This is a genomic window from Nonomuraea sp. NPDC049758, assembly GCF_040674635.1.
Classification (GTDB): domain Bacteria; phylum Actinomycetota; class Actinomycetes; order Streptosporangiales; family Streptosporangiaceae; genus Nonomuraea.
Genome location: NZ_JBFAMZ010000017.1, coordinates 213,316 through 229,498, shown reverse-complemented (window position 1 = coordinate 229,498; position 16,183 = coordinate 213,316). Strand labels below are relative to the sequence as shown.

The 16,183-nt window shown below is 72.2% G+C and carries 13 protein-coding genes; 10 read left to right on the top strand and 3 right to left on the bottom strand.

Annotated elements, in window-relative coordinates; all coding sequences use genetic code 11:
* Positions 1 to 78: 78 nt before the first annotated feature.
* From AB0J46_RS36820 to AB0J46_RS36810, 3 genes are read left to right on the top strand one after another with little or no spacing between them, the layout of a single operon-like run.
* Complete coding sequence (locus tag AB0J46_RS36820) at positions 79 to 735, top strand: CatB-related O-acetyltransferase (RefSeq protein WP_364338778.1); 657 nt, start codon at positions 79 to 81, stop codon at positions 733 to 735.
* Positions 736 to 788: 53 nt separating this feature from the next.
* Positions 789 to 1,961: a macrolide family glycosyltransferase gene (locus AB0J46_RS36815; protein WP_364338776.1), complete on the top strand. Its 1,173-nt coding sequence runs from the start codon at positions 789 to 791 to the stop codon at positions 1,959 to 1,961.
* 41 nt (positions 1,962 to 2,002) lie between these two features.
* Positions 2,003 to 2,569 carry a YciI family protein gene (locus AB0J46_RS36810; protein ID WP_364338774.1) on the top strand — a complete coding sequence of 189 codons (567 nt, stop codon included), beginning with the start codon at positions 2,003 to 2,005 and terminating at the stop codon, positions 2,567 to 2,569.
* Positions 2,570 to 2,579: 10 nt separating this feature from the next.
* On the opposite strand, the gene dgoD is transcribed toward AB0J46_RS36810, so the two are convergent.
* Genes dgoD through AB0J46_RS36795 form a run of 3 tightly spaced genes read right to left on the bottom strand, consistent with a single transcriptional unit; the run spans position 2,580 to position 5,942 of the window.
* Positions 2,580 to 3,722, bottom strand: a complete 1,143-nt coding sequence (gene dgoD, locus AB0J46_RS36805) for a galactonate dehydratase (RefSeq protein ID WP_364338773.1) — start codon at positions 3,720 to 3,722, stop codon at positions 2,580 to 2,582.
* A complete protein-coding gene (locus AB0J46_RS36800) occupies positions 3,719 to 4,798 on the bottom strand; it encodes a Gfo/Idh/MocA family oxidoreductase (protein WP_364338771.1) in 1,080 nt (359 codons plus the stop codon). Before AB0J46_RS36800 ends, dgoD begins: the two co-directional genes overlap by 4 nt.
* A 19-nt stretch (positions 4,799 to 4,817) precedes the next feature.
* On the bottom strand, positions 4,818 to 5,942 hold the full coding sequence (locus AB0J46_RS36795; RefSeq protein ID WP_358299374.1) for a GntR family transcriptional regulator: 1,125 nt from the start codon (positions 5,940 to 5,942) through the stop codon (positions 4,818 to 4,820).
* An 89-nt stretch (positions 5,943 to 6,031) separates the two neighbouring features.
* On the opposite strand from AB0J46_RS36795, the gene AB0J46_RS36790 reads away from it, so the two are divergent.
* The 7 genes from AB0J46_RS36790 (at position 6,032) to AB0J46_RS36760 (ending at position 16,175) form a co-directional block, all read left to right on the top strand.
* Positions 6,032 to 7,636: a hypothetical protein gene (locus tag AB0J46_RS36790; protein WP_364338769.1), complete on the top strand. Its 1,605-nt coding sequence runs from the start codon at positions 6,032 to 6,034 to the stop codon at positions 7,634 to 7,636.
* Positions 7,637 to 7,651: 15 nt separating this feature from the next.
* A complete protein-coding gene (locus AB0J46_RS36785) occupies positions 7,652 to 8,902 on the top strand; it encodes an enolase C-terminal domain-like protein (RefSeq protein ID WP_364338767.1) in 1,251 nt (416 codons plus the stop codon).
* A gap of 126 nt (positions 8,903 to 9,028) precedes the next feature.
* Positions 9,029 to 10,375: an extracellular solute-binding protein gene (locus AB0J46_RS36780; protein ID WP_364338765.1), complete on the top strand. Its 1,347-nt coding sequence runs from the start codon at positions 9,029 to 9,031 to the stop codon at positions 10,373 to 10,375.
* Positions 10,372 to 11,304 carry a sugar ABC transporter permease gene (locus AB0J46_RS36775; protein ID WP_364338763.1) on the top strand — a complete coding sequence of 311 codons (933 nt, stop codon included), beginning with the start codon at positions 10,372 to 10,374 and terminating at the stop codon, positions 11,302 to 11,304. Before AB0J46_RS36780 ends, AB0J46_RS36775 begins: the two co-directional genes overlap by 4 nt.
* The gene (locus tag AB0J46_RS36770) at positions 11,301 to 12,155 is read left to right on the top strand and encodes a carbohydrate ABC transporter permease (RefSeq protein ID WP_364338760.1); all 855 of its coding nucleotides are present in this window, start codon (positions 11,301 to 11,303) and stop codon (positions 12,153 to 12,155) included. The genes AB0J46_RS36775 and AB0J46_RS36770 overlap by 4 nt, the downstream gene beginning before the upstream one ends.
* Entirely contained in the window at positions 12,155 to 13,000 is an 846-nt protein-coding gene (locus tag AB0J46_RS36765) for an NAD(P)-dependent oxidoreductase (RefSeq protein WP_364338758.1), read from the top strand. The genes AB0J46_RS36770 and AB0J46_RS36765 overlap by 1 nt, the downstream gene beginning before the upstream one ends.
* A gap of 22 nt (positions 13,001 to 13,022) precedes the next feature.
* Positions 13,023 to 16,175, top strand: a complete 3,153-nt coding sequence (locus AB0J46_RS36760; RefSeq protein ID WP_364338756.1) for a sugar-binding protein — start codon at positions 13,023 to 13,025, stop codon at positions 16,173 to 16,175.
* The last annotated feature ends 8 nt before the right edge of the window (positions 16,176 to 16,183 follow it).

Genomic DNA, 16,183 nt, shown 5'->3' with positions numbered 1-16,183 from the left:
GTTTGCGAGGCGGACGTCGGCATGCCACCATCTTAATGTACAAGTTGTCGCATTAGCAGTGGCGGAAGGAAGAGATCCATGAACGCCCGCGTCCCCGCCGACCCCACCGTCCTGCACCCGATGCCCGCCCAGCCACGGGTGGTGCTGCTGCGGCCGCTGGTCAAGTCCCCGCTGATCGAGGTGGGGGAGTTCTCCTACTACGACGACCCCGACGACCCGACCGCGTTCGAGACCCGCAACGTGCTCTACCACTACGGCCCGGAGAAGCTGGTCATCGGCCGGTTCTGCGCCCTGGGCACCGGCGTGCGGTTCATCATGAACGGCGCCAACCACCGCATGGACGGCCCCTCGACCTTCCCCTTCCCCACCATGGGCGGCTCGTGGTCCGACCACTTCGACCTGCTCACCGGCCTGCCCAACCGCGGTGACACCGTCGTCGGCAACGACGTCTGGTTCGGCCACGGCGCGACGGTGCTGCCCGGCGTGCGGATCGGGCACGGCGCGATCATCGGCGCCGGGTCCGTGGTCACCTCCGACGTGCCCGACTACGGGATCGTCGGCGGCAACCCGGCCCGCCTCATCCGCACCCGCTACCCGGCCGACGACGTCGCCCGCCTGCTCGCGGTGGCCTGGTGGGACTGGCCCGCCGAGCACATCACCGAGCATGTGCGCACGATCATGTCGGGCAGCGTCGCCGACCTGGAGGCCGCCGCGCCGGATGCGCGTCGCGCCTGACCGTCGTCCAGCGCCCGTCCCGCCGCGCAGAACCCGAAATGAGTGATTCGCCCATGTCTCGCCGCCGCGCCCACATCGCCATGGTCGGCATCCCCGCCGTCAGCCACGTCCTGCCCAGCCTGGAGATCGTCCGCGAGCTGGTGGCCCGCGGACACCGGGTGACGTACGCCAACGACCCGGCGGTCGCCGACCTGGTCACAGGCACCGGCGCCGAGCTGGTCCCGTGCACCTCGACGCTGCCGGTCGCCGACAACGACTGGCCCGACGACCCCATCGCGGCGATGAGCCTCTTCCTGGACGACGCCGTCCAGGCGCTCCCGCAGCTGCGCGCCGCCTACGACGACGACCCCGCCGACCTCTACCTGTACGACATCGGCGCCTACGCCGCGCGGGCCCTGGCCGAGGCGCAGGGCCGTCCCCTGTTGCAGCTGTCGCCGACGTTCGTGGCCTGGAAGGGCTACCAGGAGGAGGTGGCGGCGCAGCTGTGGCGGCTGCCGGGGGCCGACGCCTACCGGGCCAGGTTCGCCGGCTGGCTCGCCGGGTCCGGCGCCGCCACCACCGACGTCGACGCCTTCTCCGGCCGTCCGCCCCGCGCGCTGGCCCTGATCCCGCGGGCCATGCAGCCGCACGCCGACCAGGTCGACACCGCCACCGTGACCTTCGTCGGCCCCTGCCACGACCTGCGCGGGCAGGGCGGCTGGACCCGTCCGGGCGACGCCGCGAACGTCCTGCTGATCTCCCTGGGGTCGGCCTACACCCGTCAGCCGGAGTTCTACCGCCGGTGCCTGGCGGCCTTCGGCGACCTGCCCGGCTGGCACGTCGTGCTGCAGATCGGCAAGTACACCGACGTGGGGGAGCTGGGCGAGATCCCGTCCAACGTCGAGGTGCACCCGTGGGTGCCGCAGCGGGCGATCCTCGACCAGGCCGACGCGTTCGTCACCCACGCGGGCATGGGCGGCTGCTGCGAAGGGCTGCTGGCGGGCGTGCCGATGATCGCCGTCCCGCAGGGCGCCGAGCAGTTCGCCAACGCCGACCGGCTCGTGGAGCTGGGCGTGGCCCGCCGCATCGACACCGCCGACGCCACGGCCGAGGCCCTGCGCGCCGCGCTGGCCGAGCTGACCGGCGACCCCGACGTGGCCCGCCGCCTGACGCGCCTGCAGGCCGAGGCACGGGCCGAGGGCGGCACCACCCGCGCCGCCGACCTCGTCGAGCAGATGCTCGGCTGAGCCGCCGGGCCGCGCGACGGTTGTGACCGGGTGAAGATCTCGTGGTAGGTACTCTCGGCATGGAGTTCTTCTGCTACCACCGTGACCGTCCCGGATCGGGCCCCCTGCGCGGGGAGTTGGGGGAAGCGCACTGGTCCTACATGGACCGGTACGAAGCGGAGCTGATCGCCCGCGGCCCCACCTTCGACCGCGACACCGACGCGGCCACCGGCAGCGTGCACATCGTCGACCTGCCCGACCCCGCCGCCGCGCGGGCGTTCGCCTTCGACGAGCCCAACTACCAGGCCGGGGTCTACCGCGACGTGCTGCTCCGCCGCTGGCGCAACGTGCTGGGGCGCACCATGTGGGAGTTCCCCGGCGGCCGCCAGGGCGGCAACCGGTACCTGGTGCTGGGCCTCGGCTCCGGGCAGCCCGCCGACCTCGTCCCGCCGGCCGACGGCGACGAGCTGATCGCGTACGGGCCGCTGCTGTCCGACGACGGCGCCACCTGGGTCGGCACCGCGCTGCTGGTCCGCGCGCCGGACGCGGACGCGGCCCGCGCGGTCCTCACCGCCGACCGCTACGCCGGGATCGAGGTGCACGACTGGGAGTTCGGCGGCCGTCGATGACGACCGGCGGCTACCACTCGGCGAACGAGCCGTCCCGGTGCCGCCAGATCGGGTTGCGCCAGGCGTGCGACGACGCCTGGCGCACCGCCTTCTCGTCGACCTCGATGCCCAGGCCGGAGGCCGTCGGGCGGTCGAGGTGGCCGTCGGTGAAGGTGAAGACCGAGCGGTCCACCAGGTAGTCGAGGAGTTCGCTGCCGTCGTGGTAGCCGATGCCCAGCGACTGCTCCTGGATGAGGAAGTTCGGGGTCGCGAAGTCGATCTGCAGGCAGGCGGCCAGAGCGATCGGGCCGAGGGGGCAGTGGGGAGCGAGGGTGACGTCCCAGGTCTCGGCCATCGCGGCGATCCGGCGGACCTCGGAGATGCCCCCGGCGTGCGACAGGTCCGGCTGGATCACCGCCACGCCCGTCGGGAGCACGTCGCGGAAGTCCCAGCGGGAGAACAGGCGCTCGCCGGTCGCGATGGGAATCGTTGTGGACTCCACCACTCGTCGCAGGTCGCGGGAGAACTCGGGAAGCACCGGTTCTTCGGCGAACAAGGGGGACAGCGGCTCAAGCAGCGGCAGCACCTTGCGCGCGGCCGCCGACGTGAAGCGGCCGTGCAGGTCGACGGCCAGGTCGACGCCGTCGCCCACCGCGTCGCGCACCGCCGCGAAGCGGGCCGCGATCCGGCTGGTGAGGGCCGGTGACGGGATCGGCGGCATCCGGCCCTCCCAGGCGGCGAACTTCAGCGTGTCGAAGCCCGCCTCCACCCGGGCCACGGCGTTCTCGGCCAGTTCCGCGTCCGTGTCGCCGTGCGCCCACGTGTAGACCTTGGCCTGATCGCGCACCGGGCCGCCGAGCAGGTCGTAGACCGGCACGCCGAGAGCCTTGCCCTTGATGTCCCACAACGCCTGGTCGATCCCGGCGACCGCGCTGGACAGCATCGGGCCGCCCCGGTAGAAACCGCCCTTCGACATCACCTGCCAGTGGTCCTCGATGCGGCCGGGGTCGGCGCCGACCAGCGCCTCCATCAGCGTGTTCACGCAGGCGGCGACCGTCTCGGCGCGGCCCTCGACGATGGGCTCGCCCCAGCCGCTGACGCCCTCGTCGGTGTCGACGCGCAGGAACATCCAGCGCGGGGTGACGGTGAAGAGCTCGAAGCCGATGATCTTCACTGGAACACCTCGGGGTTGTCGCCGTGCAGGTTCCGGTGGAACGGGTCGCCCGGACCGATCTCGCCGGAGCGCACCGGCTGCCCGGTGAGCGCCGCCTTGTACATCGCCGTGATCAGTTCCAGCGCCCTGCGGCCGTCCTGGCCGCTGCCGCGGGGCCTCCGCCCGGCCCGCAGGTCGGAGACCAGGCCCCGGAGCTGGGCCAGGTGGGAGCTGGGCACGTCGTCGGGCGGCGGCCAGTCGAGACCGGTCACGCCGGGGGCGGGGGTGATCGTCCAGTTCTCGTTGGCGTAGCCGTACAGGTGGGTGAGCTCCAGGGTGGCGGCGGCGAGGTCGACGCGCAGGTGGCTGACCTGGCGCGGCGCCAGCGACGTGCTGACGAGCGTGGCCAGCGCGCCGGAGTCGAAGCGGACCAGCGCGGTCGTCACGTCGTCGGTCCGCACGTCGCGGGCGAGCCTGGCGGCCATGCCGCGCACCTCGCTCCAGTCGCCGAGCAGTTCGAGCATGAGGTCGATCTGGTGGATGCCGAGACCCATGGCGGGGCCGCCGCCCTCGGTCTCCCACCGGCCGCGCCACGGGACCGCGTAGTAGCCGGGGTCGCGGAACCAGGTGGTCTGGCAGTGCGCGACGTACGGCCGGCCGAGTGCGCCGGCGGAGATCAGCGCGCGGGCGTGCTGCGCGGCCGAGCCGAAACGCTGTTGGTAGATGACCGCGGCGTACGGGCCGCCGTCCCGTTCGGCCGCGGTGATCTCGTCGTACTCCGCCAGCGACAGGCACGGCGGCTTCTCGCACCACGCCCACGCGCCCGCGCGCAGCGCGGCGACCACCTGGTCGCGGTGGAGCGCGGGCGGGCTGGCGATGTCGACGAGGTCGGGGCGCAGGTCCCGCAGCGTCGCGGCGAGGTCGTCCGAGGCGTGCGGCACGGCCCACCGGTCGGCGAACGACCTGGCCGCCTCGACGGTGGCGTCGACGACCGCCACAACCTCGATATCGGCCGACATTTCGCGAAAAGCCGGCATGTGGGTGGAGTCGGCGATCTGACCGCCGCCCACCAGGACGACGCGAAGAGGGGAAGGCATGGGGGGTACCTCGGGAGGTTCAGGCGGTTTGGGCGGAGACCACGCGCAGATAGGCGGAAGCCGACTCGCGGGTGCGGATCTCGATCGGCAGCACCACGTGCTCGACCTCCGACGCCGTCTCGGGATGGTCGATGCGCTCGGCCAGCAGCCGCATCGCCCGCTCGCCCATCTCCCGCGACGGCAGGCGGGCGGCGGCGACCGTCAGCGGCAGCAGGTCGAACGGCCCCGCGTCGTCCATGCCGGCCAGCTCGACCTGGCCGGGCACCTCGACGCCCATCGCGGTGAGGTCGGAGGCCGCGTGCGCCAGCACGAACCCGTTGGCGCACAGCAGCACCGTCGGCGGCTCGCGCCGGTCGAGCAGCCCGGCCAGCATCTCCCGCCGCCGGTCCTCCGGCAGCCGCAGGTAGGTCTTGAGCGCGGTCAGCTCCGGTGAGACCGGCAGCCCGTGCTCGCGCAACGACTGCACGTGCCCGGTGAGGCGCTCCTGCACCGAGGTGCACTCGGTGGCGTCCCACAACGCGGTGATGCGCCGGTGCCCCTGCCCGATGAGGTACTCGGTCAGCCGGTAGCCGATGGCGAAGTTGTCGAAGAGCACCGCGTCGGTCGGGGACTCGGGGTGGTAGCGGTCGACCATGACCAGCGGGACGCGCCGCCGTCTCAGCTCGGCCAGGGCGGGGGAGTCGTGGTGGGCGTCGACCGAGTACAGCGCGACGCCGCTGGCCTGGGTGTCGAGCGCCTGACGCAGCGCCTTCTCCTGGGCGGCCGGTGAGCCCTTGGTGTTGGACAGGAACATCCGGTAGCCGAGTTCGGCGCAGACCGACTCGATGCCGTCGATCACGTCGGAGTTGTGCGGCCCGTGCCCGTGCATGATGTAGGCGATGGAGCGCTCCCGCGTCGACTCGGCCGGGACGGGCCGGTCGGCCACGAACGTGCCGCGTCCGCGCCGGCGTACCAGGTAGCCCTCGGTGACCAGCTCGTTGAGCGCGCGCACCGCGGTGGTGGTGCTCACTCCGAACCGTTCGCAGACCTCGCGCTGGCTGATGAACGGCTCGTCCTGCACGTACTCACCGCGCGAGATCGCCGCGACCAGATCCCGCTTGACCTGCTGGTAGAGCGGCTCCTGGCTGTCGGACGATTCGTTCATCCTGCCCCCATCCGTCCCATTCGTGATCGTTGACACGTTAACACGCTAAGACTAACGTCGGGCCGCATTCGGCGAAAGGACACCCAGCGGTGACACCCGAGGAGTTCCTGAAGGTTCAGGACGAGCGCTACGACCCCGAACACCGGCTGCCGTGGCAGCTGTCACGCAGCAACGGATACCACACCACGATCCCGGCCGGCACCCGCGTGCACGACACCCGCGCCTCCACCGACTACGCGATCGCGTTGCTGCAGGCAGGCCGCCTCGACCGGGCCAAGGAGGTGCTCGGCGCGATCGTCGACCTGCAGGAGCGCGACCCGCTCGACGACCACTACGGCATCTGGGGCTACTTCATGGAGGAGCCGCCCCAGGCCATGGCGCCGGCCGACTGGAACTGGGCCGACTTCATCGGCATACGGCTGGCCCAGGTGCTGGCCGCGCACGGGGACGTCCTCGACGGCCGGATCGCCGAGGCGCTGCGCCACGCGGCCCTGTCCATCTTCCGGCGCAACGTCGGCCCGCGCTACACGAACATCGCCCTGCTCGGCTCCGTCACCTGCGCGAGCGCCGGCGAGCTGCTCGGCACGCCCGAGTTCCTCGCCTACGGCAGGCGCAAGCTCACCGCGATGCTGGAATGCGACGCCTTCGCCGAGTACAACTCGCCCGCCTACAGCCCGTTCCTGCTGGAGATCTGCGAACGCGCCCACGTGGTGGTCCGCGACCAGGGTTTCCTGGAGCAGATCGAGGTCATGCGGGAACGCGTGTGGGCGGCGCTCGCCGAGCGCTTCCACCCGGGCACCGGGCAGCTCGCCGGACCGCACGCCCGCGCGTACACCGACTGGCTCAGCGAGGAGTTGACATGTTATCTCGCCGCCCAGACGGGGGCGCCGATCGAGGCGCGCCCCGGCGTCGGGATCCGTGACGACACCCCGCGCATGGTGCCCACGCTGCCCTGCCCGCCGCGTCTGGCCGGGCGCTTCGCCCGGCTGCCCGAGCCCGAGGTGCAGGTCAGGACCGTCTTCGACGGCCAGACCACCGGCACCACCTGGCTCGGCGAGGACGCCACGCTGGGCACGGTCAACGAGGAGTTCGCCTGGGTGCAGCGCAGGCCGCTGCTCGGCTACTGGCGCACGCCCGAGGACCCGGCCGTGGTGCTGCGCGCCCGGATCATGCACAACGGCCACGACCTGACCGCCGCGTGGTGCCGTCAGGCGCAGGACGGGCCCAGGGCGCTGGCCGGATGGTGGCTCACCTACGACTCCGGCGACTTCCATCCGAACCTGGACAAGCCAGAAGGCAGCGTCTTCGACGTGGGCGACCTGCGGCTGCGCGTCACGCTGCGCGGCCGGGGCGTGCACGGCCGCGAGCTGGGCGACGGCGTCTTCGAGCTCGCCGCCGGAACGCGCCGGGCGGTCGTGCACACGGGCGCGGCCGCCTTCCTCGGCGAGCCCGCCACCTGGGCCGTGACGACCGGCGAGGACGAGGTCGCCGTCGAGGCGGTGCTGTACAGCGGGCCGCGCCGGCCGGTCGACTTCCACCACGCGATCCTGCGCGCCGGGTTCGCCGTGGAACTGCTCGCGGAAGGCGCGGAACCCACCGCGCAGGCGCTGCTCAGCGCCGTGGGGGAGGAGGAGGTCCGCTGGTCGTGGGGCGGCCTGGAGGTCGCCGTGCCCGCCCGTCCCACCCGCTTCTGAAAGGCGCGTCCCCGCATGCAGGAAACCCAGGCCCCCTGGCCGCCCAGGGACGGGCTGACGATCACGCGGGTGCGTGCCGTCGTCACGGCACCCGAGGGCATCCCGCTGGTCGTGGTGCGGATCGACACCTCCGACGACGGCCTGTACGGCCTCGGCTGCGCCACCTTCACCCAGCGCTTCCACGCCGTCGCCGCGGCCGTGGACGAGCACGTGGGCCCGATGCTGATCGGCCGCCATCCGGCCGACATCGAGGACATCACCCGCATGATCCACCTGTCGTCCTACTGGCGCGGCGGACCGGTGCTGAACAACGCGCTGTCCGGCGTCGACATGGCGCTGTGGGACATCGCGGGCAAGCGCGCCGGCATGCCCGTGTACGAGCTGCTCGGCGGCCGGATGCGCGCGGCGGCGCCCGTCTACCTGCACGCCGAGGGCGCCACCGTCGAGGGCACGCTGGAGCACGCCCAGCGGCTCATGGCCGCCGGATATCGCCACGTCAGGCTGCAGACCGGGCAACCGGGGCTGGGCGGCTACGGCGCGCCCGGCAGGGCCAACGCCTACCCGGACGCGCCGCATCCCGACGGCTGGGACGTCAGGCACTACCTGCGCACCACCCCCGCCCTGTTCGACCGGGCCCGCGAGGTCCTGGGCGAGGACGTCGAGCTGCTGCACGACGTGCACAGCCGGCTCACGCCGAAGGAGGCGATCCTGCTGGCCAGGTCGCTGGAGCCGTACCGGCTGTTCTTCCTGGAGGACGTGGTCGCGCCCGAGCACTACGACCGGCTGCCCGAGGTACGGGCGGCCTCGCCCGTGCCCATCGCGGTCGGCGAGCTGCTCGTCTCGGTGCCCGACGCGGCCAGACTGATCCTGGGCGGCGGCGTCGACCTGCTGCGCTGCCACGTCTCGGCCGTCGGCGGGCTGACCCCGGCGCGCAAGCTGGCCGCGCTCTGCGAGCTGACCGGGGTGCGCACGGCCTGGCACTCCCCGGGCGACGTCTCGCCCGTCGGCGTGGCGGCGAACCTGGCGCTGGACGTCACCACGCCCGCGTTCGGCATCCAGGAGGGGCACGTCTACCCCGACAGCGTGTGCGAGGTGTTCCCCGGCACGCTCAATCCCGTCCGAGGTCACCTGCGTCCCGCGGACCTGCCCGGCTGGGGCATCGAGCTGGACGAGAAGCTGGCCGCCGCGTACCCGCCGGTCACGCACCTGCACGAGCGGTGGGCCGCGCGGGTCCGCCGCCCCGACGGCGGCATAGAGCCACCATAGTTGACGCGTTAACCCGTTGCATTTCGTGCGCGTTACCATCCCGTGCTTTACACGTTAACGCGTCATATATAGCGTTCGACTCGACTCGCCCCCCGGCATGAACTTGGAGTCCCGATGAACACGTACATGGCTAGAGGAGCCGCGGGTCTGCTGCTCCTGGCCGCGGTCGCGGCGTGCGGCGGCGGGCAGGACGGCACGTCCGGCGGCAAGACCGAGATCACCGTCTCCGGCATGCCGCCCAGCACCCAGCCGGAGAGCCAGAAGAACTTCCTGGCCCAGGTCGCCGAGTTCGAGAAGGCCAACCCGACCATCAAGGTCAAGCCGACCGAGACGCAGTACGACGTCAAGACGTTCGCGGCGCGCCTGGCCGCGGGCCGGCTGGAGACGGTCTTCCGCGTCCCGCTGACCGACCCGCAGGCCATGATCAGGCGCGGCCAGGTCGCCGACCTCACCGCGGACCTGAAGCTGCTCGCCAAGTCCGACTTCGACAAGCGCATCCTGGCCCCGAGCAGCACCCCGGACGGCAAGATCTACGGCCTGCCCACCGAGGCGTACGCCGCCGGCCTCGTCTACAACCGTGAACTGTTCACCAAGGCCGGGCTCGATCCCGACAAGCCCCCCACCACCTGGGACGAGGTGCGGGCCGCCGCCAAGACGATCAGCGACAGGACCGGGGTGCCCGGCTTCGGCATGCACGCCACCGCCAACACCGGCGGCTGGATGCTCACGACCATGACCTACTCCTACGGCGGCCGGATGGAGAAGGAGGAGGGCGGCAAGGTCGTCCCCGCCTTCGACGACGCCCCCACCAGGCAGGCCCTCGGCCTGCTCAAGGCGATGCGCTGGGACGACCGCTCGATGGGCACCCAGCACCTGCGCAACCAGGACGACCTGCTGCGTGACTTCGCCGCCGGCAAGGTCGCGATGATGATGGGCGCGCCCAACCTCTACGGCAGTTACGTCGCCAAGTTCAACGGCAAGCCCGAGGTGTACGGCCAGACCACGCTGCCGTCCGGGTCGGGCAACGGCACGCTGCTGGGCGGCACGGTCGCCGTCGTCAGCCCGAAGGCCACGCCCGAGCAGCGCCAGGCGGCGGTCAAGTGGATCGACGCCGTCTACCTACGGCCCAAGTACGACCCGGCCCTGGCCACCGAGCGGGCCGAGAAGAAGAAGGCCGACGGTCTCGTGGCCGCCGTGCCGCAGCTGCCGTTCTTCGCCCCCGCGGTCTCCGACCCGGTGATGGCCGCGGAGAAGGCCGTCTCCAACGTCGACTGGGAGCACTTCGCCACCTACAACGAGGGCGTGAAGGCGCAGGAGTTCATCTCCGAGCCGCCCGTCGCCGGCCAGGAGCTCTACGCCGCGCTCGACACGGTCGTCCAGGCGGTGCTGACCCGCCAGGACGCCGACCCGGCGGCCGAGATCACCAAGGCCGTCGAGAAGGTGAAGCCGATCCTGGACAGGTCGCAGCAGTGACGGCGCTGGCCGAGCAGGCGGACGCGGCGGTCACCACGCCGCGGCCGCCCCGGCGGCGCCGGGCCCGGCACCCCTACGCGGTGGCCTCGGTGTTGTTCCTCGCGCCGCTGGTGCTCGTGTTCGCGGTGTTCTCCTGGTGGCCGATCCTGCAGAGCGCCATGCTCGCCTTCCAGCGCACCAACCTGGTCGAGGCGGCGAGCTGGGTCGGCTGGCAGAACTTCGCCAACCTGTTCGCCGATCCGCTGCTCGGCAAGGCCGCGCTGAACACGCTCTGGTTCACCGTCCTCGCCCTGATCCTCGGCTTCCCCGTGCCGGTCCTCCTCGCGGTGGTCATGTCGGAGCTGCGCAAGGGCGGCGGCCTGTTCCGCGTGCTGGTCTACCTGCCGGTGGCGGTGCCGCCGGTCGTGGCGATCATGATGTGGAAGTTCTTCTACAACAGCGACTACGGCCTGCTCAACGGCCTGCTCGGGCTCGTCGGCCTGGGCCCGTTCCCGTGGCTGCAGGACACGCAGTGGGCGATGCCCTCGCTGGTGCTGGAGGCCACCTGGGCGGGCGCGGGCGGCACCGTGCTGATCTACATCGCGGCGCTGACCAGCGTCCCCAGGGAGCTGTACGAGGCGGCCGAGAGTGACGGCGCGTCGATCCGGCGGCGCGTGTGGCACATCACGCTGCCCCAGCTCCGCGGCGTGCTGCTGCTCATGCTGCTGCTGCAGGTCATCGGCACCTTCCAGGTCTTCACCGAGCCGTTCGTCATGACCGACGGCGGCCCCGAGGACGCGACGGTGACCGTCCTGCTGCTCATCTACCGGTACGCCTTCGTCTACGGCGACTACGGCATGGCCGGCGCGCTGTCGGTGCTGCTGGCGGTCGTGCTCGGCCTGCTGTCGGCGGTGTACCTGCGCATGACGAAGGCTTGGAGCACAACATGAGCGGACTCATCTCCGATTCCGACCGCAAGAAGCGCGGCGTACGCGCGGTGCTCGGCTCGACCCAGTTCGCCGTCTTCCTCGGCGTGCTCGTCGCCGGGCTCGGCCCGATCCTGTGGACGGTCAAGGGGGCGATCTCCCCGACGCGGGAACTGCTCACCGACCCACTGCGCCTCTACCCGGCCGCCCCCGACTGGTCGCTGCTCGCCGAAGCCTGGAGCAGGCTGCGCATCGGCCACTTCATGCTCAACACGGTCGTCCTGGCCGGAGGGTCGTGGCTGGCGCAGATCGTCGTGTCGGTCATGGGCGCGTACGCGCTGTCGGTACTCCGCCCGCGCTACGGCAAGTACGTCTACGGCGCGATCCTGGCGACGCTGTTCCTGCCGGGCAGCGTGTCGCTCGTCGCGCTCTACCTGACGGTGCTCGACGTGGGCATCGCCGACACCACGTGGGCGGTGTGGCTGCCGCACGCCGCGCACGCCTTCACCGTCCTGCTGATGAAACGTTTCTTCGACGGGATCCCGCGCGAGCTGTTCGGCGCGGCCCAGGTCGACGGCGCCGGACCGTGGCGGATGTTCTGGTACATCGTGCTGCCCATGTCGAAGCCCATCCTGGCCGTGACGTCCCTGCTGACGATCATGGGCGCCTGGAAGGACTTCCTGTGGCCCATGGTGGCCATCTCCGACGGCGAGCTGCACCCGATCTCGGTGGCGCTGCCCAGGCTGGCGGAGTTCGCCGAGGAGAACATGGTCATCGCCGGCATGTTCATGGCGTTGATGCCGCCCGTGCTCGTCTTCATCGTCTTCCAGAAGTACATCGTGCGCGGCGTGGGGTTCACGGGGGTCAAGGGTTGATGCTCAGCAGAGTGCTCGTCACCGGCGCCGCCGGGCTGATCGGCCGGGCCGTCCTCGCGCGCTGCGCGGCCGAGGACGTGCCGGTGACCGCGCTGGTCCTGGAGGATCCGGGCGACCTCAAGGCCGACCGCGTCGTCGTGGGCGACGCGGGTGACCCCGAGGTCGTACGGCGGGCGCTGGAAGGCGTCGACGCCGTGATCCACCTGGCGGCCATCCCCAGCCCCAACGACAACCCCCCGCAGGAGGTCTACCTCAACAACACCGGCGCCACGTTCGCGGTGCTCGACGAGGCGGGCCGGGCCGGGGTGCGCCGGGCGGTCATCGCCAGCAGCCTCAGCGTGCTCGGCATGCCGTTCTCCCCGCACCGCCTGGAACCGGCCTACCTGCCCGTCGACGAGGCGCACCCGCTGCTGGCCGCCGACCCGTACGCGCTGTCGAAGGAGGCCGACGAGTCCACCGCGCGCATGATCCACCGGCTGCACGGCATGACGGTGGTGGCGCTACGCTTCCCGTTCGTCGGCGGCCCCGAGGACCGGCTGCCCGAGCGGGCCGCCGAGTTCGCCGCCGAGCCGGCCAGGGGAGTCGCCGACCTGTGGGCCTACCTCGACTCCCGGGACGCGGCCACCGCCTGCTGGCTCGGCGTCACCCGGCCGATCGACGGCTCCCACGTGCTGTTCGTGGCCGCCCCCGACACCATCGTCCCGCTGCCCACCGCGGAACTCGTCCGCCACTTCCTGCCCCGTTCCCCGCTGCGCGCCGCCCTGCCCGGCCGGGCCGTGCCGATCGACGTGACCCGGGCCCGCCGGGTTCTCGGCTTCGAGGCGGAGCACCTGTACCAGCTCTGACAACGGAGAGGATCCACCCCCCATGAGATCCCGCATCCATCTCTGGTTACGAACCGTCATCATCTCCCTGCTGTCCGTCCCGTTCCTGGCCGTGCCCTCCCACGCGACCACCGACATCGACCAGGTCGTCGGCGACTTCGAGTACGGCACGCAGGGCTGGACCCTGGGGCTCGGCCCGGAGTTCCCCGGCGCCAAGGGCACCCTCACCAGCGACGCGGCCGACGCGAGGACCGGAGCGCGCTCGGCCCTGCTGACCGCCGACCTCACCGCCGGCGGCAGGTACGTCGAGGCCGGGTACGCCACGGCCGCCGACCTCAAGGCGCTGTCGCTCTGGGCGCGCTCGCCCGCACTGCCCACGGTGACGCTCCGGCTGGTGGACAGCACCGGGCAGACCCACCAGCAGCGGCTGCCGCTGGCCGCGGGCGGGGACTGGCAACGGCTCACCGTCACCTCCTTCACCGCCGGGCAGTCCTACCAGCACTTCGGCGGGGCCGGCGACGGCGTCTGGCACGGGCCGGCCAAGCGGGTGGCGTTCCTCGTCGAGCGCACCGGGCAGCTCCGGCTCGACGGGGTCACGATCACCGCGCCCGCCCCCGACCTCGCCCTGGGGCAGCGGGCCGTGGGCAACGTGTTCGTGCAGCCCGCCCAGCCCTCGTTCGACGTGACGAGCCGGGGCGACGCGCTGACCTGGACCGTACGCGACCTGTCCGGCGTCCAGGTGGCCGCGGGCGGCGGAACTCCCGGGACGCTGGCCGTACCGGTCGCCAAGCCGGGGCACTACCGGCTCAGCGTGACCGCGACCTCGGCCGGGACGGCGATCGCCACCAAGGAGACCACGTTCGCCGTGCTCACGCCCTTCACCGCGACGGGTGACTCCCCGTTCGGCGTGGCCGGTCACTTCACCCGGGCCGACTGGGGCGCTCCCGGCGGCGACCTTCTCGAACTGGCCGCCAAGGCCGGGGTGCGCACCGTGCGCGACGACGCGTTCTGGGAGTCGATCGAGAAGACCGAGGGCGTCTACGAGTACGGGCGCTACGACCCGCTGCACGCCACGCTCGACGCCAAGGGCATGCGCTGGCTGCCGATCGCCGCCTACACCAACCCCCACCACGACGGGAACGCCACGCCGTACACCGACGCGGGCCGCGCCGCCTACGCCGCCTACGCCTCGGCGTTGGTCGGCACGTACGACCTGCCGTGGATCGAGGTCTACAACGAGTTCAACATCGGCTTCGGCGACCGCGGCAACGGCCCGGCCGACTCGCGCGCCGACTACTACTTCCCGCTGCTGAAGGCCACCTACGAGAAGGTCAAGGCCGACCACCCGCAGGTCACGGTCGTCGGCCCGGCCTCCGCCGGCGTGCCGCTCGCCTGGCTGGAGGAGCTGTTCAAGCTCGGCGCCCTGAAGTACCTCGACGCCGTCTCCATCCACCCCTACGTCTATCCGGGCACCCCCGAGTCGGCCGCCAAGAGCATCGACGACCTCGACGCGCTGGTCAGGAAGTACAACAACGGCCGGTCCAAGCCCATCTGGATCACCGAGCAGGGCTGGCCCACCCACACCGACGCGCGCGGCGTCACCGAGGCCGTCCAGGCCGCCTACGTGGTCCGCGCCCACGTGACGGCGCTGGCCAAGGGCGTGCAGCGGTTCTTCTGGTACGACTTCATGAACGACGGCACCGACCCGGCGCTCAACGAGGACAACTTCGGCCTGGTGCGCAACACCGCCGACGCCTCCGGCCGGTGGACGCCCAAGCCCGGCTACGTCGCCTACGCCGCCATGACCAGGCAGCTCACCGGGGCCGCCTACGTCAGGCAGGAGGCCGAGGGCCGTCAGCTCTTCCGCAAGGACGGCCACGACCTGCGCGTCCTGTGGTCGGCCCGGCCCGCGACCGTCTCGCTGCGCACCGACGCCCCGCTCACCGTCACCGATCTGACCGGCGCGAGCGAGGTGCTGCGCCCGCTCGGCGGCCGCGTCACGCTCTCGCTGTCCGGCGACCCGATCTACGTGCGCGGTGACGCCGTGCTGGCGGACGCCGCCCGCTACACGATCACCGGCGGCGGCGCCGTCGTCGGCGAGGGGATCGAGCTGAAGCTGGCCGTTGACGCCACGCGCGGCCCCGCCGTACGCGGCAGCTTCGCCGTCGGCGACGTCGACGTGCCGGTGTCGGTGCGCGGCGGGCGCAGGGCCGAGATCCCGGTGTCGCTGCCCGCCGTGACCCGCACCGGCCCGCTCGACCTCGTCGGCCGCCTGAAGATCCACGGGAGGCCGGTCGCCAGGCTCGGCTCGCGGGTCGAGGTGACGCAGCCGTTCGCGGTCACCGCCAGGCACGTGCTGCCCGACGACCTGGCGATCACCGTGCGCAACCTGTCGGCCAGGGAACTCGCCCCCGGCGACCTCGGCTGGACCTTCGGCGCTCGCACCGGCACGCTGCCGATCGCCGGGACCGTGCCCGCGGGCGGCTCGCGCACCGAGCGCCTTCCGCTGGCGGACCTGCCCGCCGGGCCGTACGAGCTGCGGCTGGACGCCGTCGCGGGCGTCGGCGTCACCGGCCGGGTGGCCCGCGTCGCCGACGGCGCGCTCAACCGGGCCGGCCGCGCCACGATCACCGTCGACGGCGTACCCGACGACCTGACCGGCCGCCCGGCCGTCGACCTCGCCGACGGCACCGTCAAGATCCCCTTGTACGGCGGGCCGGGCGACCTCAGCGGCACCCTCCACGTCACCTGGGACGCCGACCGCTTCTACCTCAGCGCCAGGATCCACGACGACGTCCACGCCCAGACCAGCACCGGAGCCGACATCTGGCAGGGCGACTCCCTGCAGTTCGCCGTCGCCGCCGGACTGCCCGGCGAGACGCGCACCTGGTCCGAGCTCGGCCTCGCGCTGACCGCCCAGGGCCCGCAGTTCCACCGCTGGCTCGGCGACGGACCGGAACCTGACGCCAAGGTCGCCGTCACCCGGGACGAGACAGCCGAGGAGACCGTCTACGAGCTGTCGCTGCCCTGGGCGGCACTGGCCCCGCTCACCCCGCAGGACGGCCTGTTCAGCCTGTCCGTCGTCGCCAACGACAACGACGGGACCGGCCGCGAGGGCTGGATCGAATGGGGTTCCGGCATCGCCGGGACGAAGAACCCCGCCCTCTTCCGCCCCGCCCGCTTCATCGGGCAGTAGACGAAACC